The organism is Paenibacillus silvestris (assembly GCF_009882985.1).
GTDB classification, from domain to species: domain Bacteria; phylum Bacillota; class Bacilli; order Paenibacillales; family NBRC-103111; genus Paenibacillus_E; species Paenibacillus_E silvestris.
In genome coordinates this window covers 22692-46375 of sequence record NZ_WTUZ01000022.1, presented here as the reverse complement: position 1 = coordinate 46375, position 23684 = coordinate 22692, and the positions used below count along the sequence as shown (strand labels likewise).

General features: G+C 47.8%; 24 protein-coding genes and 1 riboswitch. Of the genes, 5 read left to right on the top strand and 19 right to left on the bottom strand.

All coding sequences use genetic code 11. From position 1 onward, the window contains the following. Positions 1 to 19: 19 nt before the first annotated feature. On the bottom strand, positions 20 to 700 hold the full coding sequence (locus GQF01_RS20665) for a CAP domain-containing protein (RefSeq protein ID WP_407945421.1): 681 nt from the start codon (positions 698 to 700) through the stop codon (positions 20 to 22). 8 nt (positions 701 to 708) lie between these two features. Then, a riboswitch (cyclic di-AMP (ydaO/yuaA leader) is annotated at positions 709 to 844 on the bottom strand. Positions 845 to 1023: 179 nt separating this feature from the next. Here GQF01_RS20665 and GQF01_RS20660 point away from each other — a divergent pair. Continuing rightward, positions 1024 to 1257, top strand: a complete 234-nt coding sequence (locus GQF01_RS20660) for an alpha/beta-type small acid-soluble spore protein (protein ID WP_161408602.1) — start codon at positions 1024 to 1026, stop codon at positions 1255 to 1257. A gap of 78 nt (positions 1258 to 1335) precedes the next feature. On the opposite strand, the gene GQF01_RS20655 is transcribed toward GQF01_RS20660, so the two are convergent. Then, positions 1336 to 2166 (bottom strand): ATP-dependent DNA ligase, encoded by an 831-nt coding sequence (locus GQF01_RS20655; RefSeq protein ID WP_161409864.1) that lies wholly within the window; start codon positions 2164 to 2166, stop codon positions 1336 to 1338. Between the two features lie 196 nt (positions 2167 to 2362). Between GQF01_RS20655 and GQF01_RS20650 the strand changes: the two genes are divergently transcribed. Further along, positions 2363 to 2539 carry a hypothetical protein gene (locus tag GQF01_RS20650; protein ID WP_161408601.1) on the top strand — a complete coding sequence of 59 codons (177 nt, stop codon included), beginning with the start codon at positions 2363 to 2365 and terminating at the stop codon, positions 2537 to 2539. A gap of 81 nt (positions 2540 to 2620) precedes the next feature. Here GQF01_RS20650 and GQF01_RS20645 read toward each other — a convergent pair whose 3' ends face one another. The 7 genes from GQF01_RS20645 to GQF01_RS20615 form a co-directional block, all read right to left on the bottom strand. Beyond that, a complete protein-coding gene (locus GQF01_RS20645) occupies positions 2621 to 4150 on the bottom strand; it encodes an extracellular solute-binding protein (protein WP_161408600.1) in 1530 nt (509 codons plus the stop codon). Between the two features lie 71 nt (positions 4151 to 4221). Beyond that, entirely contained in the window at positions 4222 to 5100 is an 879-nt protein-coding gene (locus GQF01_RS20640) for a carbohydrate ABC transporter permease (RefSeq protein ID WP_161408599.1), read from the bottom strand. 16 nt (positions 5101 to 5116) lie between these two features. Continuing rightward, the gene (locus GQF01_RS20635; RefSeq protein ID WP_328803534.1) at positions 5117 to 6010 is read right to left on the bottom strand and encodes an ABC transporter permease; all 894 of its coding nucleotides are present in this window, start codon (positions 6008 to 6010) and stop codon (positions 5117 to 5119) included. Positions 6011 to 6536: 526 nt separating this feature from the next. Further along, positions 6537 to 8801 carry a helix-turn-helix domain-containing protein gene (locus tag GQF01_RS20630; protein ID WP_161408598.1) on the bottom strand — a complete coding sequence of 755 codons (2265 nt, stop codon included), beginning with the start codon at positions 8799 to 8801 and terminating at the stop codon, positions 6537 to 6539. 85 nt (positions 8802 to 8886) lie between these two features. After that, complete coding sequence (gene rpmF / locus GQF01_RS20625) at positions 8887 to 9063, bottom strand: 50S ribosomal protein L32 (RefSeq protein ID WP_028553571.1); 177 nt, start codon at positions 9061 to 9063, stop codon at positions 8887 to 8889. 213 nt (positions 9064 to 9276) lie between these two features. Continuing rightward, positions 9277 to 10071, bottom strand: a complete 795-nt coding sequence (locus GQF01_RS20620; protein WP_161408597.1) for a TrmH family RNA methyltransferase — start codon at positions 10069 to 10071, stop codon at positions 9277 to 9279. Positions 10072 to 10080: 9 nt separating this feature from the next. Then, positions 10081 to 10740: a potassium channel family protein gene (locus tag GQF01_RS20615; protein WP_161408596.1), complete on the bottom strand. Its 660-nt coding sequence runs from the start codon at positions 10738 to 10740 to the stop codon at positions 10081 to 10083. Positions 10741 to 10911: 171 nt separating this feature from the next. On the opposite strand from GQF01_RS20615, the gene sspI reads away from it, so the two are divergent. Beyond that, a complete protein-coding gene (gene sspI, locus GQF01_RS20610) occupies positions 10912 to 11115 on the top strand; it encodes a small acid-soluble spore protein SspI (protein WP_161408595.1) in 204 nt (67 codons plus the stop codon). A 371-nt stretch (positions 11116 to 11486) separates the two neighbouring features. On the opposite strand, the gene GQF01_RS20605 is transcribed toward sspI, so the two are convergent. From GQF01_RS20605 to GQF01_RS20590, 4 genes are all read right to left on the bottom strand, one after another. After that, positions 11487 to 12581 (bottom strand): Gfo/Idh/MocA family protein, encoded by a 1095-nt coding sequence (locus GQF01_RS20605; protein WP_161408594.1) that lies wholly within the window; start codon positions 12579 to 12581, stop codon positions 11487 to 11489. 21 nt (positions 12582 to 12602) lie between these two features. Next, positions 12603 to 13232, bottom strand: coding sequence for a ThuA domain-containing protein (locus tag GQF01_RS20600; RefSeq protein WP_161408593.1), 630 nt, complete (start codon positions 13230 to 13232; stop codon positions 12603 to 12605). A 34-nt stretch (positions 13233 to 13266) separates the two neighbouring features. Next, positions 13267 to 14427: a Gfo/Idh/MocA family protein gene (locus tag GQF01_RS20595; protein ID WP_161408592.1), complete on the bottom strand. Its 1161-nt coding sequence runs from the start codon at positions 14425 to 14427 to the stop codon at positions 13267 to 13269. Between the two features lie 70 nt (positions 14428 to 14497). Next, a complete protein-coding gene (locus GQF01_RS20590; RefSeq protein ID WP_161408591.1) occupies positions 14498 to 15529 on the bottom strand; it encodes a LacI family DNA-binding transcriptional regulator in 1032 nt (343 codons plus the stop codon). Positions 15530 to 15791: 262 nt separating this feature from the next. Between GQF01_RS20590 and GQF01_RS20585 the strand changes: the two genes are divergently transcribed. Continuing rightward, entirely contained in the window at positions 15792 to 17144 is a 1353-nt protein-coding gene (locus GQF01_RS20585) for a putative bifunctional diguanylate cyclase/phosphodiesterase (RefSeq protein ID WP_161408590.1), read from the top strand. Here GQF01_RS20585 and GQF01_RS20580 read toward each other — a convergent pair. The 5 genes from GQF01_RS20580 to zwf form a co-directional block, all read right to left on the bottom strand. Beyond that, the gene (locus tag GQF01_RS20580; RefSeq protein WP_161408589.1) at positions 17139 to 17930 is read right to left on the bottom strand and encodes a YheC/YheD family protein; all 792 of its coding nucleotides are present in this window, start codon (positions 17928 to 17930) and stop codon (positions 17139 to 17141) included. The genes GQF01_RS20585 and GQF01_RS20580 overlap by 6 nt on opposite strands. Then, the gene (locus GQF01_RS20575; protein ID WP_161408588.1) at positions 17896 to 18246 is read right to left on the bottom strand and encodes a hypothetical protein; all 351 of its coding nucleotides are present in this window, start codon (positions 18244 to 18246) and stop codon (positions 17896 to 17898) included. Before GQF01_RS20575 ends, GQF01_RS20580 begins: the two co-directional genes overlap by 35 nt. Positions 18247 to 18270: 24 nt before the next feature. Beyond that, entirely contained in the window at positions 18271 to 19854 is a 1584-nt protein-coding gene (locus GQF01_RS20570; protein WP_161408587.1) for a peptide chain release factor 3, read from the bottom strand. Positions 19855 to 19897: 43 nt separating this feature from the next. After that, positions 19898 to 20968 carry a metallophosphoesterase family protein gene (locus GQF01_RS20565; RefSeq protein WP_161408586.1) on the bottom strand — a complete coding sequence of 357 codons (1071 nt, stop codon included), beginning with the start codon at positions 20966 to 20968 and terminating at the stop codon, positions 19898 to 19900. A gap of 103 nt (positions 20969 to 21071) precedes the next feature. Continuing rightward, positions 21072 to 22607, bottom strand: coding sequence for a glucose-6-phosphate dehydrogenase (gene zwf, locus GQF01_RS20560; RefSeq protein WP_161408585.1), 1536 nt, complete (start codon positions 22605 to 22607; stop codon positions 21072 to 21074). A gap of 190 nt (positions 22608 to 22797) precedes the next feature. Between zwf and GQF01_RS20555 the strand changes: the two genes are divergently transcribed. Further along, on the top strand, positions 22798 to 23160 hold the full coding sequence (locus tag GQF01_RS20555; protein ID WP_161408584.1) for a hypothetical protein: 363 nt from the start codon (positions 22798 to 22800) through the stop codon (positions 23158 to 23160). Between the two features lie 41 nt (positions 23161 to 23201). On the opposite strand, the gene GQF01_RS20550 is transcribed toward GQF01_RS20555, so the two are convergent. Then, a complete protein-coding gene (locus tag GQF01_RS20550) occupies positions 23202 to 23648 on the bottom strand; it encodes a GNAT family N-acetyltransferase (protein ID WP_161408583.1) in 447 nt (148 codons plus the stop codon). Positions 23649 to 23684 lie beyond the last annotated feature (36 nt).

The window sequence follows — 23684 nt, the reverse complement described above, 5'->3', positions numbered from 1 at the left end:
TCACAAGGGTAGTTCTGACTTAGTTGCTGATGAATTCTTGCACCCATTCTCCGTTATAGTAGGCAACGCCTATCTTGGTGAAGTTAGGGCTCAAAATATTTTGACGGTGCCCCGTGCTGTTCATCCATGCTTTCATGACAGCATCAGGAGTAGGTTGTCCTTTGGCAATGTTCTCACCTGCATAGGAATAACGAATGCCATAAGTGCTCATCATATCAAAAGGTGACCCATAGGTCGGCGACGTATGATCAAAATAGCCGTTGTTGTACATATCTTTCGCTTTGTCCAACGCCATAGCTGTAAGCGCACTATCGCTGGTTAGCGCTTTTAGGCCAGCTTTTACCCGTTCCTGATTAACTAACGTAACAACTTGGCTGGCATACGCCGATTGCGCTGGCGCAGGTGCAGCTGGTGTAGAAGGGGCTGGTGTAGAAGGGGCTGGTGTCTGAGAACCGCCGCTTGTACCCGTGCTGCCAGGAATGTTCAACTTCATCCCGGACCAGATCACATTCGGATTGGCAACCTGAGGGTTCGCTTGGATAAGCGAAGTTAGACTCACGCCATACTTCTGGGAGATCAACCACATGGTATCATTGCCAGACACGGTGTGCGTGGCGGATGCGGCCATGGCCGCGCTAGAGCTCATAAGGACACTCAGTCCAATAGCTCCGGTAACGACTAACTTTTTGTAACGTTTCAACATAAGAAATCTCTCCTTTTTGCGGCCTGCGAGGTTAGCTGTCGGATTCGGGTCAAAGAGTAATCACCCGGCCGCTTAGATAGCGGCTTCACCCCAAAGAATGGGTCCCCCGTGCTTCCTAAGAAGCTTCGGCCTTCTAAGTTTTTGATCCATAATCGATCTTTCCGATTGTAACACGGGGTTTTCTTGAAAACATGACTCAAAATTTTCCAACGTCCAAATGAAAGCGCATCCACAACCTATCAAAAAATTTTCCAATTGTATGAATAATAATCCAAAAGTTCCACAAAATACTCATACACCAAATAAAGGAGTGAATCCAGATGGCTAGCAGTAGAAGCAATAACATCCTTGTGCAACAAGCAAAATCAGCTCTTGAGCAAATGAAATATGAGGTCGCTCAGGAACTAGGTATTCAGATTCCTCAGGACGGGTATTATGGCAACATGGCTACTCGCGATACCGGCGCAATCGGCGGGCACATTACGAGAAGATTGATTCAAATCGCTGAGCAACAGCTAAGCGGGGGCAGCAACGGTAATTTTAGACGCATGTAGGCATGTAAGCAACCTAATGTACAGAGAAAAAGACTGCACCACCACATCCTCCTTGGTGATCCAGTCTTTTTTGTTTATTCATATCACAAATTCCATAAAAACCGGAGAACGAAGCCTTCCGTTTTTCGTCCAGCTTTTCGTTTTAATTTTGGCCATCAGCCGCGGTTCCATATAAGCAAAATGATTGTCTTCTTTGTAGACTAATCGGTTCTTCACACCATCCAGTGCTTTCTGATGCAAAGCGGTTACCCCCGTCTCAATCACGCCAACAGGAATCTTCAATCCATCCGCTGAATCAATTGAAGCCAATAAAGCAAAGTTATTTTTCCTGTAACCAGAAATATATACATCTGCATAAGTCCAGTTAATCACTTTTTGCCACTGCCTGGAGCGTTTGTTGCATTCATATTTGAAATTCTCTTTTTTAGACTTTAAAATGATGCCTTCAAGCCCATTCTGCCGGATTTTTTCGAAATAATCCACCGCTTTGCCTTCGTAAACCTTCACTTTCTTATACCGATCAGTCTCGATGAAAGCTTGGTCTAACAGCTCTTTACGCTTAAGCAAAGGCAAACCAGTGACATCAATTCCCTTGTATTTTAAAATGTCAAATGCGAAAAATACTACAGGAGATAAATCTGTCGGAGTTAACCATCTAGCAGACATCGCTTCAAAGTCCGGTTTACCTTGATCATCCAAAATAACCAATTCACCATCAAGTATCGTTCCCTCGGGGATCGGACATTGAAACAACTCAGGAAATTTGTGAGTTACTAATTGATTGTCTTTTGTGTATACATATAGTTTGTCCATATTAGAAAGAATGCATCTGAAACCGTCTAACTTAACTTCTACCACATGATGTTTACTGTTATAAGGCCTATTATCTTTGGCGTCTTGCAAAAGCATAGGAGAAATGAACATATGAAATCACCCTACGTTAGATAATACTGCACAGTTATTCATCTGCCTATAGGGACTTGAAGGAAATCGAGCCTACCCGCTCCATTTTCGACAAAACAAGTGAAATCCATCTCTACAATGCGACAATCAAATCCGCGGAACCCGTTTATAATGGAGATAGATGAATGGGAGGGATGTTCGCATGGACAAGCTATTTATCAAAAGACTGCATACTTTGAATCGTCGCGACGAGCTTAGATCAATGCTGCTGATTGAAGGTATTAAACTCACTCTCAAACGGAAAAAGGAACTCGGCTTATTTTATAGATTATTCAAAAAAACCAAGAAGAAACCCATTGTTGCTAAAGGATGGAATTAAACTGCCATACACATACGCATAAGGGGCGGCCGTGAAAGTAGAATCTTCTACCTTCGTAGCCGCCCCTGCTATTTTCCTGCCTTACTTGCCACTCTTCGCGTATTGCGCACTGAACTCCTCAATCACTTTATCGCCGCCAGCTTTTCTCCACTGCTCAATGGCTTGCTTCCAGCCTGCCTCATCAATTTTACCCAGGATGTATTTCGTCCGGGCATCATCAATAATCGGCTTCAGCTCGCTGCCTTTGGTCGTTTGTGTCTCGGATACGAGTGGGTTCGTCGGGTTATTGACGGCGATAGCCTCGTTCTCTTTGATCATTTTGCCGTATTTCTCCATGAGCGGCGTTTCTTTCCCGGTTGTTTTCGCCGTATACTTGGCTATTTGAAGCTGTAGATAACTGGAGCCTACTTCGGTGTCCTGCAGCTTTTGATCAATAAATACCGGCTTGTTGTCCTCCATCTTGTAATGCTTGCCTTCAACGCCCCAGCCCAGCAAATCCAGCATCTTCTGATCGGAAATTTTGTCATAGAAGCCTAGAATCTGCTTTAATTCAGCCTCTGTTTTCACACTTGATTTCGGGAACATAAACACACTGTTATAGCCTACCCCGCCCGGCAATCTCTCGCCTTTAGGCCCTTTGATCCGGGAGACGACGTCCACATCCGAGCCTGGGAACGTTTTGGAAAGCGATGCCTGATAACCAGCTCCATCAATCATATTTGAGATAACCGCGCCAGCCTTACCTTGGTTGATATCGTCTTTCTTCTGTTGATTGTTCAGGACAGGGAAGTCCTGTTTGATAAGCTTCTCGTCGTACAGCTTTTTATAAAATTTCATCGCTTCGAAATACTCTGGCGCTAGAAAATCAGGACTTAGTTTGCCATCCTTCACTTCCCAGGAATTCGGCGCACCCATAATGGAAGCCACGACGCCAAAGCCGTCCATCGTTTTCTCCTCCGTTAGCCCCACGGTATCCGCTTTGCCATTCTTATCCGGATCGCCCAGTGTAAACGCTTTAAAAACATTATATAAATCATCAAGCGTTTTCGGTTCGCTTAAGCCTACGTTTTTCAACCAGTCGCTGCGGAAAATAACCCCGTAAGTCGACAAATCGCGGGCACGATATAACCCGTAAATTTTGCCATCCACTTTGATATTGTCAAACACCGCTGGGTTCATTTTAGACAGATTCGGATAGTCCTTGAGGTAAGGCCCCACTTCCCAAAACACGCCAGCACGCACCGCGCTCAAAATATTCGAATCCTTGTTGTTTTGAACAAGCAGCGCCTTGGGGAGCTCACCGGAAGCAATCGTGACATTGACCTTTTCTTTGTAAGAAGAGTTGGGGACCCAGGAGATGTCCAATTTCGTGTTGGTATAGGCTTCAATTTGCTTTTGTACTTCGCTGTCCGCTTTGGGCGGCTCGGCATACATAAGTGTCATGACGCTTAGTTTCAAAGGCTCCTTGCTTGCAGGCGCACTGCTTGTACCCGCATTCCCTCCTGCAGCTGGACTCGCTTCATTTCCGCAACCGGCCAGCAGCGCAGCAGCGCCAACCATCATTCCCATTGCAGCCAAACCGCTTTTTCTCATTCCCGCGTGTTTTCTCATTGTGGCAATGCCTCCCCATAGTCTTATTTTATATGAATGCTTCCCAATCACAATAGTTTTCGGGAGCCTGTTCAACCTTTTACAGAACCGATCATGACCCCTTTGGCAAAATGCTTCTGCAAGAACGGATAAACGAGCAAAATCGGCACCGTTGAAATGACAATGACGGCCATCTTAATGATTTGTGACGGTGGTGCAATATAATTCTGATCAAACTGGGTTGAATCACCGATCCCACCTTGGGATAAAATGACGATTTGCCTAAGCCAGACTTGAATCGGCCACATTTTTGAATCGTTAATGTACATGATCGCGTTGAAAAAGGTGTTCCAATGGCCTACCGCGTAAAATAAAGCAAACGTAGCCAGTACTGGCGCTGATAAAGGTAAAACAATTCGGAAAAGCAGGCCCACGTCGCTGCATCCGTCGATTTTGGCCGCCTCCTCCAGGCCTTCGGGCAGCTGCCGGAAAAAGCTCACGACGACGATGAGATTAAATGCACTAATCGCGTTAGGAATCAGCAAAGACCAGTAGCTGTTGAGCATCCCAAGCGCCTTAACGACAAGGAACGTTGGCAGAATCCCGCCATGGAACAGCATCGTGAATACGATCAGCATCATAAACAGCTTTCTTCCTTCGAAATCCTGCCTCGAAAGCGGATAGGCCAGCAGGGAGGTGAACAAGAGATTAATAAATGTACCAACCACCGTAATGCCAATCGTCACAAATAGGCTGTTTACGATCGTTTGTGTCGAGAAAATGTAGCGGTACCCTTCTAGCGAGAAGGACGTAGGGAACAAAATGAATCCCCGTTTGAGCACCTCTTCCGGCTCTGCAAATGAAACCGAAATAATGTAGATAAACGGCAGCAGCGTGACTAGAGCAAACAACGCCAGGAACGTATAATTGAAGCCGTCAAAGATGCGGCTGCCTATGCTTTTATTGATCATTGAACGTCACTCCCTTCTAATACAGGCCGTTTTCGCCGAATTTTTTGGCCAACCGATTGGCCCCAACCACCAGCACCAGCCCAATGATCGACTTAAACAATCCAACTGCTGTACTGTAGCTGAACTGACCTTGCTGAATCCCGACATTGTAAACGTACGTATCAAAAACTTCGCCTACCTCGCGGTTCATAGCGTTCAGCATTAAGAAGATCTGTTCAAAGCCGGTATCGAGGAACGACCCCAGCCGAAGGATGAACAAAATGACAATGACGCTGCGGATGGCAGGAAGCGTAATATGCCACAATTGGCGAAAACGGTTCGCACCATCGATTCTTGCCGCTTCATACAGCTGTGGGTCCACCCCAGCCAGCGCTGCGAGGAAAATAATCGTTCCCCAGCCTGTTTCCTTCCAGACCACTTGGGAAACGATCATCGTTCGAAACCACTCGCTTGAGATGAGAAACTCCATTTTGGGCAGGCCCAGCGAGACGAACAGGTCGTTGACGATGCCTCCTTCTGTCGTGAAGAAGATGTACGAGATCCCAACCACAACCACCCAAGATACGAAGTGAGGTATGTAGACGATGGTTTGAATGCTGCGTTTGAAAACTTCCCTGCGCACTTCATTTAGTAGCAAGGCCAGAATAATGGGCAGCGGGAAGAAGAAGACCAGATTATAGACAGCAAGAATGATCGTATTCTTGAAAAGCAACGCGAAGGATGCGTCAAAAAAGAACCTCTCAAAATGTTTGAAACCCACCCATTTGCTGTGCAGCATCCCTAAAGCTGGCTGGTAGTCCTGAAATGAAATTAACAGCCCCCACATGGGGAAATAACGAAAAATAATAAAGTAGAGCATGCCAGGAAGCGCCATCGCATACAGCCATTTGTTTTTCAACAAACGGTTGATCCTCGTGCGGGCTTTGCTCCTCGCAGCCGCATCCGCTTTTACCGGTCTAGAAGTCAGTTCCACGTTTGACTCGTCCCCCTCGTTTGTTTTGACAACGTTAGCGTATCGAAGCCGTAAATTGCATGCAATAATCAACAGCGCTCCACCTGCGGATGACCGGCTAAGCGGCGGCTACAGTCCGCATTTATAATCATTAGCGGCCCTGCGGATAATCATTTGTACGCAAAAAAAGAGACTATCCCAAGTCATTTAACGACTTTTGGAACAGCCTCTTCAGATTATCTGGAAATAAGGGAACAATCGATTTACGTGCCGCAGCTGTATATATCTAGAAAACTACCGTTAATTCGGACTGCTCAGTGGCAGTGAACGAAATAACAGGAGGAACTCCAGTTAAAACGTCGGCAGGTGATAAAAACTGCTGGATTTGGTGAGTTTAGCGGTAGAAATTCCAGTTGGTTGGTCAAAAAGCGCATGAATCTCTAGAAATATCAGGAAAAATCGGCGCTATTTGCAAGGAACATCGTCAGCCAATAGCATCTCTGCGCTGCTCCCGATACTGACCGGGCGTCATTCCTTCTAGTTTGCGGAATTGGCGGATGAAATTCTGCGCGTTCGTATACTGCAAACGCTCTGCTATGTCTGTGATCTTCATCTCTGTGCTGCTCAGCCAGCTTTTGGCCATATCGTGGCGATATCCCGCCAAATATTCACTAAAGCTCATCCCCGCTTCCTTCCGGAACATCCGGCGGATATAATGAGTGCTGTAGTTCAACCGCAGCGCGCACTGCTCCAGCGTCAATTCGCTGTCATAATGGGCATGGATGAGATCCATCACCGAACGGGAGATGCTTTTGCCGGACGACTCGTGTCGCTTAAGCGTCAGTTCCATCATCGGTTGAATCATGTGATCTTTAAACCAAACTTCGATTTCCTGCGGTGTCTTCCACCGAAACATATACTCATACGCATTCCGTTGGTCTGGGAATAGAAGCTCCCCCGTATCCCCCATGTCATACAATACACGGATGAGATCCGTCAGCAGCATGGCAAAAGACATTCGGTAAACGTTCGAATCCGTCTCTACGCGCAGGACATCCAGGATAAACTGATGCAGCAGTTCCTCCGCTTTGTTTTTATCGAGCAAGGCAATGGCTTGTATGAGCTCCGACACCAAATGATGCGGATAATAGTGCCGTGAAGCTTGTTTTGGCTTCAAGTCGCCCAGATGCAGGATCGCTTTTTCACCAAGACGAATCCGGTATTGCAGGGCTTCTTTAGCTTCTAGAAATGCCCCTGAGGTCGCAAACAGTTGGTTATAGGGCCTACTGATGCCGATACTTACCTTTAGTCCCAAATATTCATCTACGGCGCTTTGCACCGACATGGCCAGAGCGCTCCATTCGCTGAGCAGCTCCATATGATTGTCTGTATCACTGCCGACCAGAATCACCTGATAATTGCCAATAGGCATCGCATGAATACGCTGCGGTATCGCAATCAGCTCTGCAGCGATATTATTAATCGCAAAGAGCAGCAGATCCTGCTCACTGGAGCGATAACGCGTTTGATCCAGCGTATCGATCTGCAAGACTAGGACGGCATAGTGACTCCAGACAGGCAGCTGGAACCGTTCCGCCTTCTCCTCCATCTCGCCGCGGTACAGCTCCCCTTGAAACAGCTTCAGCATGAAGTAATCCACGAGTTGACCAGCCTGAATCTTCATCTGGCCTTCTAGCTGTTCCTTGGACTGATGGAGCGAAGCCACTTGTGTGCCGATCCATTGCAGCTCGTCTTTTACAGCAGAACTACCGTTTTGCGGTTTGCTGTGGCGCATCGTGAATTCCATGAGGCTGCGGACCGGAAAGTACATCCGCTTGGAAGCCCAATAGGACAGCAGAGCGGCAAAAAGCAGCAACACAATACATGCCGTTAGCGTCGCCCATCCGATAGCCGCAGATTCCTTCCGCGCCTCCTCCAGCGGGATCACTGACACATAGGTCCAGTTATTATAGCGGGACTGATTATAAATCACGCTATATGGCTTCCCTGACAAAGTACTATTGACATATCCCTGTGTATGGCCTGATTGCTGCAGCTCCTTGGCCCACGGCTCGGCAAGAACACTTTGACCAATCCTCGCAGGATCGCTGTGAATAATAATCGTCATTTTGTCGTCCAAAACCATCGTTTCCCTTGTTGAAAAACCTCCGGTTAGCAGCTTGGAGAGCTCCGTGTTCGACATGCGTACGAATAAATAGCCTTTGGGTTCAGCCGCCAGTGGTGGAATCGTTTTCACAAGTTTGATTCCTGCAAAAGAGGCATCCTGATCAGGCAGCCACCGAGAGGTATAGACGTAAGTAAGTGCGTTCGATGCTTGCGCGGCGTCCGTGCCAAAGTAAAAGCCGCCATCTTTGATATACCAGTTGTTCTGCAAACTGTGCAGTTCCGCTGCTTTCACACCTAATTCGTAAGTTTGAACGCCAAGAAGCCCTTTGACCAGCAGCTCGATATCTTGAAAATCTTCAATCTCCATGCGTTTCCCCACCCAATTGATGACAAAAGGTGTCTCTGCGAACCGTCCGGAAACCTGATCAATTACCTTCAGGATCTGCTCAAGGCGGCTTTGCGATTGCTGTAAAATAAACACATTCGCTTCGTTCACTTTCGCTTGAACCGTAGAAGTCGATTGAAAGAAAGCGTATACACCAAGACATAGCAGAGGTACTGCGCTAATCAGTGAGGTCGTAATCAGCAGCTTTATTAAAAATGATGAGTATCGCGAAGGCATAAGGGCATAAGTTCCTCCATCCGGCTAAATACAAAAATGACACCCTAATTGTTTAGAAGTGTCATTTCTGTTGCAATTCATATTATTATTGAGCTTTAACGATCTCTCTACCTTTATATGAACCGCAGTTTTTGCAAACATGATGTGCTTTTTTCAACTCTGCACATTGTTCACACTTCACCATTCCTGGTACTTCCAGTTTAAAGTGAGTACGGCGCTTATCGCGACGTGTTTTGGACGTTCTCCGTTGAGGAACAGCCATTTTCAAAACACCTCTTTTCAGTTACATAAATCAACAAAGAATATAATAGCTTTCTTGATCAATATTGTCAATGCTGAGTTTGAATTAAGTGTATAAATACATGGAAAAGACAAGAACGCTACCTGTTCTTCAAGCGGTAATGAGAGAAGAACGCCACAAGAACGGGTAGCGTTCTTGTGGCGTTCTTGGCTACAACATGACTTAAACAATAAGCTACATCAACCGCTGCCGCGAAGCCTCAAACAGCAGCACCGTAGCCGCCATCGCCACATTCAGCGACTCCGCCTTCCCCTGCATCGGGATGATGACCTGCACATCCGACAGCGCAGCAACCTCCGGCGACACGCCCCGGCCCTCGTTGCCGAGAATCAGCCACGTCGGCTGCCGCAGGTCCGTGTCGTAACACGAGCTCTGCGCCTGCAGGCTCGTGGTCACGAGCCGCACGCCGCGCTCACGCGCTCGCGGCAGCAAAAGCCCCAGATCTGCCTCCACAATCGGCAGATGATACATCGATCCCATCGTCGAGCGGATCGTCTTGGGATTGTACAGATCGACCGTGCCGCGGCCGAGCACAACTGCTTTGGCACCAACGGCATCCGCGCTGCGGATGATGGTGCCGAGGTTGCCTGGGTCTTGGACGCCGTCCAAGACCACAACAAGATCATGCTCGCCAGCGAGCAGCTCGTCCATGCCGAGCTGCGGCCGAGCAACAATGGCCAGCACGCCCTGCGGTGTCTGCGTGTCCGTGCATTTCTCCAGAACGGCTTGGCTGACGCCGACCCATTCCACCGCACCTGGCAGTGCCAGCCCAGCAAGACCATCTGGCAAGCCTTTTTCCAAGCTAAAAATAACGGTCTCCACAGAAGCTCCAGCTCGCAAGGCTTCCTCTACAAGATGATGGCCCTCGATGATGTATTTGCCTTGCTTATCTCTACCCTTGCGTTCCAAAAGCTGTGCCCACTCTTTCACGCGGGCGTTTTGAACAGACATAATTTCCGTATGTGTCATTTCTTCTACCTACTCTGCAAAAGTCACTTCAAAAGTTTGAAGGTTCGAATTTTTACCAACGATAACTAAAATATCATCAGAACGAAGTGTTTCCTCCGCGCTCGGCGGAATGATCAGCTTGTCATTGTGCTTAATTGCGATGACATTGCAGCCGTATTTGGCCCTAATATCAAGCTCTCTGAGATTTTTGCCAATCATCTGACGAGAGGCTTGAATCTCCACAATGCTATAGTCGGAGGACAGCTCTATGTAATCAACAATATTGGAAGAAATCAAGTGATGCGCCACGCGCTGCCCCATATCCCTTTCCGGATAAACAACCTTGTCAGCGCCGATTTTCTTCAGCACCTTGCCGTGCAAGTCATTCACAGCCTTCACAACTACCGTAGGTATACCCATTTCTTTGAGAATTAATGTGGTCAAAATACTCGCTTGAATATCCTCCCCAATGGCTACTACGACAACGTCAAAATTGCGAATGCCCAGCGCTCGAAGTGCTTCTTCATCCGTCGAATCCGCTTGGACAGCGTGTGTTACAATCGATGAGATTTCTTGCACAGTCTCTTCCCGAAAATCTATGGCCATGACTTCAAAACCTAACTGTGACAACGTTCTGGCAATGCTGGACCCGAATCTTCCCATTCCTATAATAGCAAATTGTTTTCTCATAGGCAGGCGTTTCCTCCAAATTCCCAATGTTATTCTAAATTATAGCATACTTGTGATCTGTAAACTCACTATGCACGGTAAGAGGCGAATGTGAAGAATATGAAGGATGAACCGCCATCAACTTGCGCATATTAGTATCGATAACGAAATGGAAGCGAGGTCCACGAACGAATGAATATTACTTTAAGACAGGCCATCGTCCAAAGAGTCCAAAATAAATCCAATGACGAGCTTCAAGAAATTATTGCAGATTCCATTGGCGGGGAAGAACGGGTACTGCCCGGGCTAGGTGTGCTTTTCGAAATTATATGGCAGCATAGTGAAGCAAATATCCAAAATGAACTCGTTGAAACCTTAAAAGGGCATCTCCCTTGACCTTGACCTTAATCTCAATTCCCCCACCGCCAGCTAGAGGGCTGCTTCTTGCAGTCCCTTGGCTGTCTATCGTAAAAGTCGCCCCTCCCTACAAACAACGCCGATTACTCCTGCTAATTCCCACAATCAACCTACTTTTATCCAAATAACTGGATTTCCTACCGCTAATTTCCTCATACGCACCAAATTTCGTGCAGTACCCGACAATTTAGCTGGAGTTTCTACTGCTATTCCATTCCCTGCCACCGAACAGTGCACATGAACGGTAGTTTTTCCTGCTATTCCTGCTATTTCAGCCACGGCACGCCTAAAAGGGGTCATCTCAAACAAAAAAATCCCCCTCTAATATCAGAGGAGGATAATTACCCAAACTACAGCACGGTATCCGGCGCCAAAGGAGCCGGCCTTTCACAGCTGCTCTGCATCACGTAGTGCTTGCCTTCACTCGCTGCATCGTGGAAGCCATGCATGGCCTCCAGCACGTGGTAGGCCAGGTCGCCATTCGCACGATGCGCTTCACTCTCACCGCTGATGAGAGCTTGTGCCATGGCTGCAACACCCAAACCGCGGCTGTTTTCCTTGTAGCCATGGGACAATGGAATCGGCTCCCAGTCGGAGCCATTTTTACGGATCATCACCTGACCGCCAAATGTGTTCGGATCTGGTACGCGCAGCGAACCATGGCTGCCATAGATTTCAATGTTCGGCAGCTGCGTGCCGCCCATAATATCAAAACTAGTGACCAGCGTAGCAATAGCACCGCTATGGAAATCAAGCACGCCCGCAATATGCGTTGGCGTCTCAACCGTGATTTTCTGCCCGCGTTTCTTTTCACTCTTAATCGTACGCTCTGGGAAGCTAATTCCCGTTGAGCCCGTTACACGACGAATAGGTCCAAGCAAAGCTACTAATGCTGTTAGATAATAAGGCCCCATATCGAACATAGGACCGCCGCCTTTGGCATAGTAAAACTCTGGATCTGGATGCCAATGCTCATGCCCTTTGCCCATCATGAAGGCTGTTGCGGCAATCGGTGTGCCGATCCAGCCGTCATTGATCAGCTTCACACACGTCTGAATACCTCCGCCGAGGAATGTATCCGGCGCGCTGCCGACTAACAATTCCTTACGGCGAGCCACCTCAAGAATGCGTAAGCCCTCTTCACGTGTAACCGCAAGCGGCTTCTCCACATAAACGTGCTTGCCCGCTTCCAACACTTGAATACACACTTCTGCGTGGGCAGCTGGTATCGTCAGATTGATAACAATGTCAATATTCGCATCATTCAAAAGCTCCTGAACCGTATACGCATGAGGAATACCAAACTCCTCCGCCCGCGCCTTCGCTCTATCCAAATCGATATCCGCGCAAGCAATCAGTTCCAAATGCTCAAAGTTAGGAACGTTTTTCATATAAGCAGCACTAATATTTCCGCAACCGATAATACCTACCTTCATCTTACTCATCTTTTCGCTCTCCTCTACTCGTTATCGTGTCGCCCACAGCAAGCCGCGGCGCATAAGCTCAAGTGTTTCTGGCATCCGTACAATGTTGGCTTGATGGCCCAGCGAGTTATAATACACTTTGCCTTCGCCGTAGGTTTTGGTCCAAACGACCGGCATTTCCACGTCGCCGAAATCCGTCACCGCATGAACTTGAATGGCAGGGTCTACATGCATATAATACTTTTCAGAGACGACAACGAAATCGTCCATCCCCTCCGTCAAAGCGTGCTGGCGATCTTTGATGCGCACCGTGTACGTAACACCATCATTGCCAGGATGAGCGACCCATTGACCACCAACCATGTACTGATATTCGACTTCATTCCGGAAGGAATCTCCCATCCCGCCGTGGCAGCCGGCAATCCCGGTTCCGCCTTCTTTGACTGCGGCAATCAAAGGCGTCAGCTGCTCTTTCTCAATTTTCCCCATCGTCCACACGGGTACAATAAGGTCAATGCCTTTCAAGCGCTCCTCATCTTTAAAGCTGTCCAGCGTATCAGATACTTCCACGCCATAACCTTCCTCGCGCAATAACCCTGCAAAAATACCCGCCACTTCCTCAGGTTGATGACCATCCCAGCCACCCCAAACAATCAATGCTTGTTTACTCATCTTGTACAAGCTCCTCTCCCGCTTATGATTAAGCTTAAACCTCGCTAATTTTCACCCAACGGCGCTGCTCAATGGATTGATCCACGGCTTCTAGCACCTCTTGACACTTCACACCATCCACAAAATTCGGAACCGGCTGACGATCTTCTGCAAGCGCGTTCATTAGCTCAACAACCTCGTGTACGAACGTATGCTCATACCCGATGGTATGTCCAGCCGGCCACCAAGCATCCATGTAAGCGTGGGACGGATCCGTTGCCAGCACACGGCGGAAGCCCTGAACATCCTCATCATCACTTGTAAAATAAACCTGCAGCTCGTTCAAGCGCTCAAAGTCAAACTTCACACTGCCCTTACTGCCATTAATCTCAAAAGAATTCGTACACCGGTGACCAGGTGCAAATCGCGTGGCCTCGAAACTGCCGAGCGCCCCGTTTGCGAAACGAGCCATAAACAGCGTCGCGTCATCAACGGTTACCGGTCCATGTGGCGCATCCTTGCTGCCTTTGGCGCTTAGCCCTGTCATGGAGCTAGGCAGTGGACGCTCCTTCACGAACGTCTCGCTCATGCCGATGACTTCTGTCATATCGCCGACCAGGAAATGCGCCAGATCGATCAGATGCGCGCCTAAGTCTCCGTGCGATCCAGAGCCGGCAATCTCCTTCTGTAAACGCCACACTAGCGGGAACGTCGGATCTACGATCCAATCCTGCAGGAACCAAGCGCGGAAGTGATAAATCTGGCCGAGTCGACCGCTCTCGACCAGCTTCTTCGCGAGCTGCACCGCAGGAGCAAACCGATAGTTGAAGCCTACCATATGCTTCACCCCAGCTGTTTCAGCCGCCTCCAGCATCTCCCTTGCATCCGCAAGGCTCAGCGCCAGCGGCTTCTCGCAGAACAAGTGCTTGCCGGCTTTGGCCGCTGCAAGCGCGATTTCCTTGTGCGCGTCGCTGGGTGCATTGATATCGACGATGTCGATCTCTGGATGCGTGACCAGCTCGCGCCAGTCGGTAACGTAACCATCCCAGCCGAACTGCTCGGCTGCTGCTTTGACACCGTTCTCATCGCGTCCGCAGATGAGCTTCATTTTCGGCACCGCCGTCTGCGGGAAAAACATATGCAAATCTTTATAAGCATGGCTGTGCGCCTTACCCATAAATTTATAACCGACCATACCAATATTGAATGATTTCATAGAATAGAAAGCCTCCTTAAGTGGATAATCGTTTCTTAGTCCCTTAGTGCCTGTCTTCCCTATTTTCCGCCTATGTAAGTGAACTGCTCTTAGATGATTGTCGAATAATTAATTGAGTTGGCAACTTAACATTTGAAGGTTCTGCACGTTCCCCCTGCGTGAATCGAGCCAGAACACCTCGCGCTGCTTCTTTTCCCATTTCATAAAATGGCACATTAATACTGCTCAGCGGTGGATCGCTGAGTTTGGCAGCATCGGAGTCATCGCAGCCAACAACAGCAAAGTCGCGACCTGCCACCCACCCTTTTTCCCGGAGTCCTTGCATCAGGCCGATGGCCATGCGATCATTGGCGGCAAAAACGGCTTCCACCTGCTCCCGCTGCGACCAAAGCCTCTCGGCTGCTTCATAGCCGCTTTTCCGGCTGTAATTGCCCTCGAGCAGCAGCTCGTGTGAGGTCTGAAGCCCCGCATCATGCATCGCTCTCAGATAGCCTTGAAGCCTGTCCTCGGAATTGGAGTACTCCGGCGAACCATTCAAGAACGCAATCTTCCGGTAGCCCTCCTCCTGCAAATGGCGAACAGCCTGATAGCTGCCATCGACATGATCAGCATCCACTTCGTGAAAAGCTAAACCTTCAAAATGCTGATTAACTAAGCAGAAAGGGTACCCCTGCTCTTGCAGCTGTTGAAGCGATTCTCGCTGCTGCGGCGTATCTCTTGCGCCGAGGATGACACAAGCATCCACTTTCTGCGATCGGTAAAGCCTTGCGTAATCCAAGTCTTCATCCGGCTTGAGCAGCGATAGAAGCATGTCATACCCTTGCTCCCTTACTTGCTCGCCGATCCCGCTTAAGATTTCCGCAAAATAATACGCTGAGAACAGATGCACCTTAGGCATATAAGGAAGCACCACGCCGAGATTCCCGCTGCGTCTTCGCGCAAAACTTTGCGCAATTGCATTCGGATGATAATTCAGCTGGCTAGCTGCTTCCAGAACACGCGCCTTGGTCGTAGGCTTCATGGGGCCGAGCCCATTAAATACACGGGAAACGGTCGCTTCGGAAACGCCAGCTAATTCAGCAACCTCTTTTCTAGTCACCATGTAGAAGCCTCCATTTTCATTCCTGAAATCCATTATGTACACGCGTACATTTTCTCATCCAAGAGCTATTTTTGTCAATACATGATAACTAAAAAATATTCACCTCACATTTCGACACTATCGCCAATTACCAACAAATAAAACCAGCAAAAAACGACTAATTTCTGTAAAATGATCTAATTTATTATATTGCCTAATCCTTGCCTTTCGTTTTATGATTAAGGTTACATGGACAACTATGATGTGGGAATGAGTGATCATAATGAACGTAGCCCAGCGACTTCTTCACTTGGCCTCATCACGTACAATCGGTACTCGGCATAGTACGAAAAAAGTGACTCGAAGTCACCTTTTAACTTTGATTAATAAAGCCGTCAAACGTCATAGCAGAGCTATGCGCGACGCACAAATTCAAACTATTCTTATCTTAGATATTGATCGGTTTGGACATATCAACTTCTCACTCGGTTATGCTTCCGGTGATCATTTGTTAGCTGAAGTCGCTCGTCGGCTGCACACCGTACCTAATTGCAGTCTCGCTGTTCGATCCGGGGATGATGAGTTTGCTCTGGTTATCTATGCCCTACATCAGGAACAATTGTCACAAAGTATTCAGCGGGTACAGCAGCTTTTTGACCAGTCGTTTATCATTCAGGAGCATGAATGTTACATTAACGTGAGTATGGGCATGAGTGCAGTGGAGTTAATGCCAGCAACCGTGGAACAAGCTTTGAAACAAGCTGACCAAGCACTTCAAGCCGCCAAACAAACGGGCAAGAATAAGCTTGTCACCTACCATCCCGTGCTTTCACCACAACCTGCCAGCTCCGTGGAAATGGAAACCGAGCTGCGCAAGGCTATTTTAGAAAATCAGCTCATCTTGTATTATCAACCACGCCTTGAGCTCTCTACGGGCAAGATTATTTGTCTGGAAGCTTTAGTGCGATGGAATCATCCCAAGCTTGGCATGATCCCTCCTAACGAGTTCATTCCACTTGCAGAAGAAAGTGGTTTGATTCTGCCTCTTGGCGAATGGGTGCTCCGCGAGGCTTGCCTTCAGAAGGTGAGATGGCTCGAAGCCGGTATTCTAGACTATCAGGTTGCCGTCAACGTCTCGCCGTGCCAATTCCAGGACGAGAACTTCTCGGACAAGGCCATTCACATTATTGAACAGACCGGTATTAATCCCGCCTATCTGGAATTTGAAATCACCGAAAGCTCAATTATGCAAAACATGGAAAATACTATTGCTGTGTTAGAGAAGCTATGTAAGAAAGGAATCTCGATCTCCATCGATGATTTCGGGATCGGCTACTCCTCACTGAATTATCTGAAACATTTTCCTATCCACTGCTTGAAGATCGACCGCTCCTTCGTAAAAAATATACATAGTAACAAAGACGATTTAGCGATAACCAACGCCATTATTCACCTTGGTCATGCCCTCAATGTGCAAGTGGTAGCTGAGGGTGTAGAAGAATTGAGCCAGCTTGAAATATTGCGAGAAACCACCTGCACGACCATCCAAGGCTATCTCTTAAGCCCACCGGTTTCCGTTTACGAAATTGAGCAAAGCTTCCATCAGTATGACAACAGACCGGTTATGATTTCATAACCGGCCGTATGCTTTGGCGTACCTTCGCATTTTCGCAAAAATACGTTTATCCCGCAGTCGGCGGAAAATGTAAGGATCTGGACTCGTATTAACCTCTAGAATCCAAGGGTGCAAATCTTTGTCCAGAGCGACATCAACTCCGATTTCCTTTACTCCCCGGTACTTCGTATTAATCGCTTTCGCTACACGCTTCCCGAGCACTTGCAGCTTCTTCACATAGTCCTCTCGCTCGCTTGAAGGCAAGTAGCTGAGCAGCAGAGTATCGACCGGCTTCAAAGTTCCCCCATTGTGAAAATTCGTCACGATTTTACTCGGATGTGCCACTCTACCGATCACGCCAGTTGTTTCCCAATTACGCAAAGGTGTTTGCTGCACCATAATTCGCAAATCAAAGCGGTTCCCTTTATATTTCAGCAAGTGAATTCCTTTCTGTACCAGATACCGTTGTTTTCCAACTTTCTTCGTGATGGAGGCATACATGTCTTCAAATGTTTTAAATCGCTTCAAATTGACTCCAAGCTGATACGAGTACGGCATGATTGCTCCCTCGCCGTCCGACATCTCCACACGGATTACACCATTTCCGAACATGCCTACATTTGGCTTAATATAGACCATTTTATGCTGATTCAGCATTTGTTTCAGTGACTCTGCTGTCATCCATTTCGTCGTCGGCACATATTCCTTTAGAGTTGCTGTGGCCTCTACCGCCTTGGTTTTGCCAATCTTACTCATGACGTATCTGGGGTATCTAACTTTCGTCCGTTTCTTTACCACTTTTCTCATGTCTTTCCTCCAGCTTCAGTCTATAGAAATCGGCCAGTGATTGCGCTTCGGCCTGCCAGCTGAACTGCTTAACGGCATCAATCCGCGCTTGCTTCACTATGCCGCCTGCCCACTTTTTCCGCGTAGCTATGACCGCAATCCCCCGTTGGCTGAAGCGTTTACCGGGATTCCGGAAGCCATCGCTTCCACGGTAAAGGATATGGAAACCGCGGCCGACCCGGTCCTGTATTCGTAACCCGTACTTATTGTATGAAGCAAACCGTCCATCGGCAACCAAAAAAGAAGAGACCGCACACCAGATTTTACTCTGATGCACAGCCTCTTCCTGTGATTAAACGTCTTATGGAGCACTCGTTAGGAACTTCGCATTCGGGTTCTTCTCTATGGAGGATCTTAGTGCATATTCACTCTCGAACAGCCCCACGTAATTCCCTTTTTTATCCTTCACAAGCTGGGAATTAATACGGAATTTGCTCGGATCGATCTTCTCATCGATAATCCAGCGAGCGAACTGATAGTTCTGACGCTGCAATAGAATGTCTACACCATATTCGGATCTCATCCGGTGTTCAAGCACCTCGAACTGCAATTGACCAACGACGCCAAGGATCATATCCTCGAAACCGAACGTCGTGAAGACTTGAATCATACCTTCTTCCGTCAATTGATCGATACCCTTGAGAAACTGCTTTTGCTTCAGCGCGTTTTTGATCGAAACCTTGCTGAAAAGCTCTGGAGAGAACGTTGGAAGCTCGTCGAACACGATGGCTTCTCCTTCGCTCAGCGAATCTCCAATACGGAAAATACCCGGATCGAACAAACCAATGATATCGCCAGGGAATGCCTGTTCCACGATATCGCGGTCTTGCGCCAGAAACTGCTGAGGTTGAGCCAGCTTAATGTCCTTGCCCATTCGAACATGCTTAACCGACATGCCCCGCTCAAATTTGCCGGACACAATGCGAAGGAAAGCAACACGGTCGCGGTGAGCGGGATTCATATTCGCTTGAATTTTGAAAACATAGCCCGAGAACTTTTCCTTGGTAGGCTCGATTACACCTGCCGTACTATTGCGCGGCTCAGGCTTTGGTGCCAACTGCAAGAAGTTCTCCAGGAACGTCTGCACACCGAAATTGTTCACGGCACTTCCGAAGAAAACAGGCGTAAGCTCGCCTTTCATTACCTTCTCCATATCGAACGGATCACCCGCTACGTCCAGCAGTTCAATGTCATTGCGCAGCTGCTGATGCAAGAATTCGCCTGCAATTTGGCGAACCAGCGGATCTTCTACCCCTTCGACCTTGCGGACTTCAATTTCTTTGTGATCTTCACCATTGTATAGTTCCAGCTGCGACTTACCACGATCATACACGCCGCAGAACTGTTTGCCCGACCCGATCGGCCAGTTCATCGGATAGGATCGAATGCCGAGCACTTCTTCCAGCTCTTCAAGAAGTTCGAATGGATCGCGCCCTTCGCGGTCCAATTTGTTAATAAACGTAAAGATCGGAATGCCGCGCATCCGGCATACCTGGAATAACTTCTTGGTCTGTGTCTCGACCCCTTTGGCCACGTCAATCAACATCACCGCGCTATCCGCTGCCGTAAGTGTCCGGTACGTGTCCTCACTGAAGTCTTGGTGACCAGGTGTATCCAGAATGTTAACCCGGTGCCCTTCATAGTCGAATTGCATCACACTGGACGTAACTGAAATTCCACGCTGCTTTTCAATTTCCATCCAGTCCGATGTTGCGTGCTTGCTGGCTTTGCGCCCTTTGACCGTTCCTGCTAAGCGAATTGCGCCTCCGAATAACAGCAGTTTTTCGGTCAGTGTTGTTTTCCCCGCATCCGGGTGAGAAATAATCGCGAACGTGCGTCGCTTAGCGACTTCCGTTTCGAGAAGCTTTGTGAGTTGCGTAGTCATTTGTTGGTTTAATTCCCTTCTTCTTTGAAGTGCTGCTTATTGATTAAGCTTGGGCTTTCTGCAAATCGATACTCCAATTCGCCTCGTCAAGGAACGTACGGTTGCTGAACTCTCTGCCACGTACGACGACCTTGTCGGCAAATACTTGGACATAGATACCCTGAGCTTTATTCTTGGCTTCCTGTTGATAAGCACGGTTCAGTGTTCTGCCGACCGATGCATTGTGGAAATAATGGAATGTTTCCTGCACATAATGCGGAGTCCCATTCTGGAAATCTTGATGACGGTGTCCGCAGAAGACAAAGACATTCTTATAGGGCTTCAGCGTTTCGCGGAATTGGTTAGCGCGGATTAATTGGTGGGATCCCCCATCTGTCCCCTTCGGAGGCAGCGGTTGATGGGTCATAACGAACAGCGGTCTACCTGGTTGATACAGGGCTTTAACTCGTTCCTTGAACCACGCCAGCTGCTCATCGGAGTACCATGCGCCTTCACCGACTTCTGGCATCTCCTGCACATAGGCTTCTTGTGAAAGCAGCAGAATGGAGTGACCTTTGGTCGTAAAATCATTATAAAGCGTCTTGTAGCCAAAAAACTTTTTGAATTGCTCCCGGCTGACTTCATCGCTTTTGCCGTTCGGAACGGCCGCTTGATCCCAGCTATTCGCTTTATTGATCCATATCGTGTAATAGTCGTGGTTTCCCATGTTCGCATGAACAGGAGGAAGTTTATACTCACTTACAATGGTACGCAGCTCCTTATAATCTCGTTCCGTTCCTGTATCAGTTAAATCGCCTGTTAACATAATGGCGTCAACGGGACCGTCGAAATGGGTAATGTCATCGAGCGCTTGCCTCAATTTCTTAACGGTTAATGGGTCACCTGCGGTGATATGAAGATCGCTTAATATAAAATAGGACATCAGCGGACCTGTCGGCAATGGTTCGGCCGAAGGCTGCACCACAGCTTGAGCGGGCTCGGGTGAAGCAGATGAAACGGCTGGCAGTTCTTCCGCCATAAACTTTTTCTTAAACATTTGACTAAAAAAAGCACTTAATCCAACCAATGCAGCCCCGATTGCAAGCAGCCATCTTATAAAAGCTCTTCGTGACATAAATGCACCCCAAGTATAATAGTAAGGATTTACTCCGTAAGATCTATTATACCACAAAAAATCCAATAGGCATCAGTCGCCTATTGGATGTTATACTCCGTACTTAAGTTAAAACCGTCGTTTTTTGAACGGTTTCCCAATCGACTTCGCCTTCATTTTGACCATTGATCGGCCACCACTTGAAGCCGTCGTCTGATAGCAGCTTAGTCGCTTCTTCAGGTCCCCAAGATCCAGCCGGATACTCTTTCAGATCATCCTTTTGCTCATTCCACGCCGCAGCGATGCGGTCCACATACGACCATGCAAGCGCTACTTCATCCCAACGGGTGAAATACGTAGAATCTCCACGAGCTGCGTCATACAGTAAACGCTCATACGCTTCCGGCGTGTTAATGCCGATTTGACAGCTTTGGCAGAAATCCATGGCAACCGGAACGATTACGCCTTCAGATCCAGGCTGCTTCGCATTCATCTTCAAGTAAATGCCTTCCATCGGATTCACGCGGAATACAAGCAGATTCGGGTCCATCTCATGCTTTTTAGCCAAATAAACATTGTTCGGAATGTTCTTGAATTCAACAACAACCTCCGTTGTTTTGACCGGCAGCCTTTTCCCTGTCCGAATGTAGAACGGCACACCAGCCCAGCGAAAGTTATCAACATGCACACGCGCAGCGAAATATGTTTCCGTCGTCGATTGCGGGTTCACGGAATCTTCTTCACGGTAAGCGGGTAACGTTTTGCCTTTGCTCGAACCATTGGCATACTGACCTCGAATGACATTCGCACGAACATCATCGCCGTTTTCGAATAAACGCAAAGAACGCAGAACCTTAACCTTCTCATCGCGAATATCTTCCGGATGCAAGCGGCTTGGCGGCTCCATCGCCATCATCATCAGCATTTGCAGCATATGGTTCTGGCCCATATCACGCAAAGCACCGGAGTGGTCATAATACCCGCCACGCTCTTCAACACCGACCGTTTCGCTTAATGTAATTTGAATATTTGCTATGTATTTATTGTTCCATAGCGGCTCGAAGAAGGCGTTCGCGAAACGCACAAACTCAATGTTTTGTACCATTTCTTTACCAAGGTAGTGGTCAATACGGTAAATATCCTTCTCCTCAAACACTTGACGGAGTTGACCATTCAGACGCTCAGCCGAAGGCAGATCGTAGCCGAATGGTTTCTCAATGACAAGACGGTGCCAACCTTTGGTTTTGAGCAAGCCGCCTTCACTTAAATTGTACGACACGTTGCCGAAAAGTTCTGGCGCCAAAGCCAGGTAGAATAAACGGTTACCGCCTGTTTGATATTGTTCATCCAGCCTTGTGGATAACACGTTTAGCTCATGGAATCCGGCTACATTGTTAATATCGAGCGACATATACTCGAAGCGGCTTGCGAAACGAGACCATTGCTCATCGTCGGCAATTTTGTAACGGGCAAATTCTTCGATCGAATGTTTCACGTCATCACGGAATTGTTCACTCGTCCGCGGTCTGCGAGCAAGACCAACAACTGCAAAATTTTCTCCTAATTTCCCTTCACGATACAAGCTATAAAAAGCTGGGAACAGCTTTCTTTTCGCCAAATCGCCAGTTGCCCCGAAGATATAAAATACAGCTCCACTCATATATGCATCATTCTTTCTCTATTAGGATTAGTTAATATGCTTAGCATACCTAAAATTGTCAAGCTATTCAACTTTTCTGAGAACTTTCCCTATAACAATTTCTTATACCGATCTAGACATTCGTCTATACCGAAACGAGGCCTTCCGAATAGGCTAAAGTACATACTAAAACGGAGGTGCCAAGACTCTCATGCAGCCCATTGATCCGATTACTGAAAAAGCTTGCAAAAACCTGTGCGGAAAGTCAGTTCTGCTTTATCTTAATGATGGTTCCCAAATCTTTGGAGTTTTAAGCCGTTTAGAGAAAAATACTCTCATTCTTAATGAAGAAGTTCGTCCAACGCTAAGTGGAGCGACATCCAAGAAGAAAGGCAAGACCGCTTCCAAAGCGAAACCTGTCCATACCAAAAAAGAAAACGCAGAGACATCCAGCCCAGAACCAGTACTAGAGCGATTAAGCTTCTTCGGAACGCCGCTTTTTGGCGGACCAGCTCCTGGCCAAGGTTCCATCGATATTCCACTCGACCGAGTTGCTGTCATGTTCAGCGAATGAAGAATAGGCTGCCGATGACTTGCTCATCAGCAGCCCTTGTTTTACCGAACCAGCTTCTTTTTCATTCTGTAGCAGCTTAGCTCAGGGAGATACTCTTGAACTTCATACCCTTTGCTTGTGTAGAAGCCAATAGCATTCGGATTGCTATCATCGACGAAAAGCTCAGCTGTACGACAGCGCTCACTTTTCCCGTACTCCTCCGCCATCTTCATAAGCTCTTTACCCAGTCCCTTGCCTTGCTCACGGGGATCGACGGCTAGCATATCGACGAACAGCACGTTCGATTTGCGGATAACCGAAATAAAGCCATATGGCTGTTTATAGCCTTTCGCTGCCACAAACGTTTTGTTGTGGTTCAACCGCTTACGAATTTCCGAAAAACTGATTGTCATACCTGATTGATACTGTCTGGAAAAGGGTGCTAACTGTTCAACAACCAAACGATGAATAGCCCGATCGTCATTAGCAGCTAAACGTTTGCGAATCACGCTGCATCGCCTCCACAAGAAGCAATAATGCTATCT

What these genes read in the sequence shown, in the direction of transcription:
- GQF01_RS20660 (WP_161408602.1), top strand. Translation starts at nt 1,024, where the DNA reads ATGGCTAGCAGTAGAAGCAATAACATCCTTGTGCAACAAGCAAAATCA.
- GQF01_RS20655 (WP_161409864.1), bottom strand. Translation starts at nt 2,166, where the DNA reads ATGCTTTTGCAAGACGCCAAAGATAATAGGCCTTATAACAGTAAACAT.
- GQF01_RS20650 (WP_161408601.1), top strand. Translation starts at nt 2,363, where the DNA reads ATGGACAAGCTATTTATCAAAAGACTGCATACTTTGAATCGTCGCGAC.
- GQF01_RS20645 (WP_161408600.1), bottom strand. Translation starts at nt 4,150, where the DNA reads ATGAGAAAACACGCGGGAATGAGAAAAAGCGGTTTGGCTGCAATGGGA.
- GQF01_RS20640 (WP_161408599.1), bottom strand. Translation starts at nt 5,100, where the DNA reads ATGATCAATAAAAGCATAGGCAGCCGCATCTTTGACGGCTTCAATTAT.
- GQF01_RS20630 (WP_161408598.1), bottom strand. Translation starts at nt 8,801, where the DNA reads ATGCCTTCGCGATACTCATCATTTTTAATAAAGCTGCTGATTACGACC.
- rpmF (WP_028553571.1), bottom strand. Translation starts at nt 9,063, where the DNA reads ATGGCTGTTCCTCAACGGAGAACGTCCAAAACACGTCGCGATAAGCGC.
- GQF01_RS20620 (WP_161408597.1), bottom strand. Translation starts at nt 10,071, where the DNA reads ATGACACATACGGAAATTATGTCTGTTCAAAACGCCCGCGTGAAAGAG.
- GQF01_RS20615 (WP_161408596.1), bottom strand. Translation starts at nt 10,740, where the DNA reads ATGAGAAAACAATTTGCTATTATAGGAATGGGAAGATTCGGGTCCAGC.
- sspI (WP_161408595.1), top strand. Translation starts at nt 10,912, where the DNA reads ATGAATATTACTTTAAGACAGGCCATCGTCCAAAGAGTCCAAAATAAA.
- GQF01_RS20605 (WP_161408594.1), bottom strand. Translation starts at nt 12,581, where the DNA reads ATGAGTAAGATGAAGGTAGGTATTATCGGTTGCGGAAATATTAGTGCT.
- GQF01_RS20600 (WP_161408593.1), bottom strand. Translation starts at nt 13,232, where the DNA reads ATGAGTAAACAAGCATTGATTGTTTGGGGTGGCTGGGATGGTCATCAA.
- GQF01_RS20595 (WP_161408592.1), bottom strand. Translation starts at nt 14,427, where the DNA reads ATGAAATCATTCAATATTGGTATGGTCGGTTATAAATTTATGGGTAAG.
- GQF01_RS20590 (WP_161408591.1), bottom strand. Translation starts at nt 15,529, where the DNA reads ATGGTGACTAGAAAAGAGGTTGCTGAATTAGCTGGCGTTTCCGAAGCG.
- GQF01_RS20585 (WP_161408590.1), top strand. Translation starts at nt 15,792, where the DNA reads ATGAACGTAGCCCAGCGACTTCTTCACTTGGCCTCATCACGTACAATC.
- GQF01_RS20580 (WP_161408589.1), bottom strand. Translation starts at nt 17,930, where the DNA reads ATGAGAAAAGTGGTAAAGAAACGGACGAAAGTTAGATACCCCAGATAC.
- GQF01_RS20570 (WP_161408587.1), bottom strand. Translation starts at nt 19,854, where the DNA reads ATGACTACGCAACTCACAAAGCTTCTCGAAACGGAAGTCGCTAAGCGA.
- GQF01_RS20565 (WP_161408586.1), bottom strand. Translation starts at nt 20,968, where the DNA reads ATGTCACGAAGAGCTTTTATAAGATGGCTGCTTGCAATCGGGGCTGCA.
- zwf (WP_161408585.1), bottom strand. Translation starts at nt 22,607, where the DNA reads ATGAGTGGAGCTGTATTTTATATCTTCGGGGCAACTGGCGATTTGGCG.
- GQF01_RS20555 (WP_161408584.1), top strand. Translation starts at nt 22,798, where the DNA reads ATGCAGCCCATTGATCCGATTACTGAAAAAGCTTGCAAAAACCTGTGC.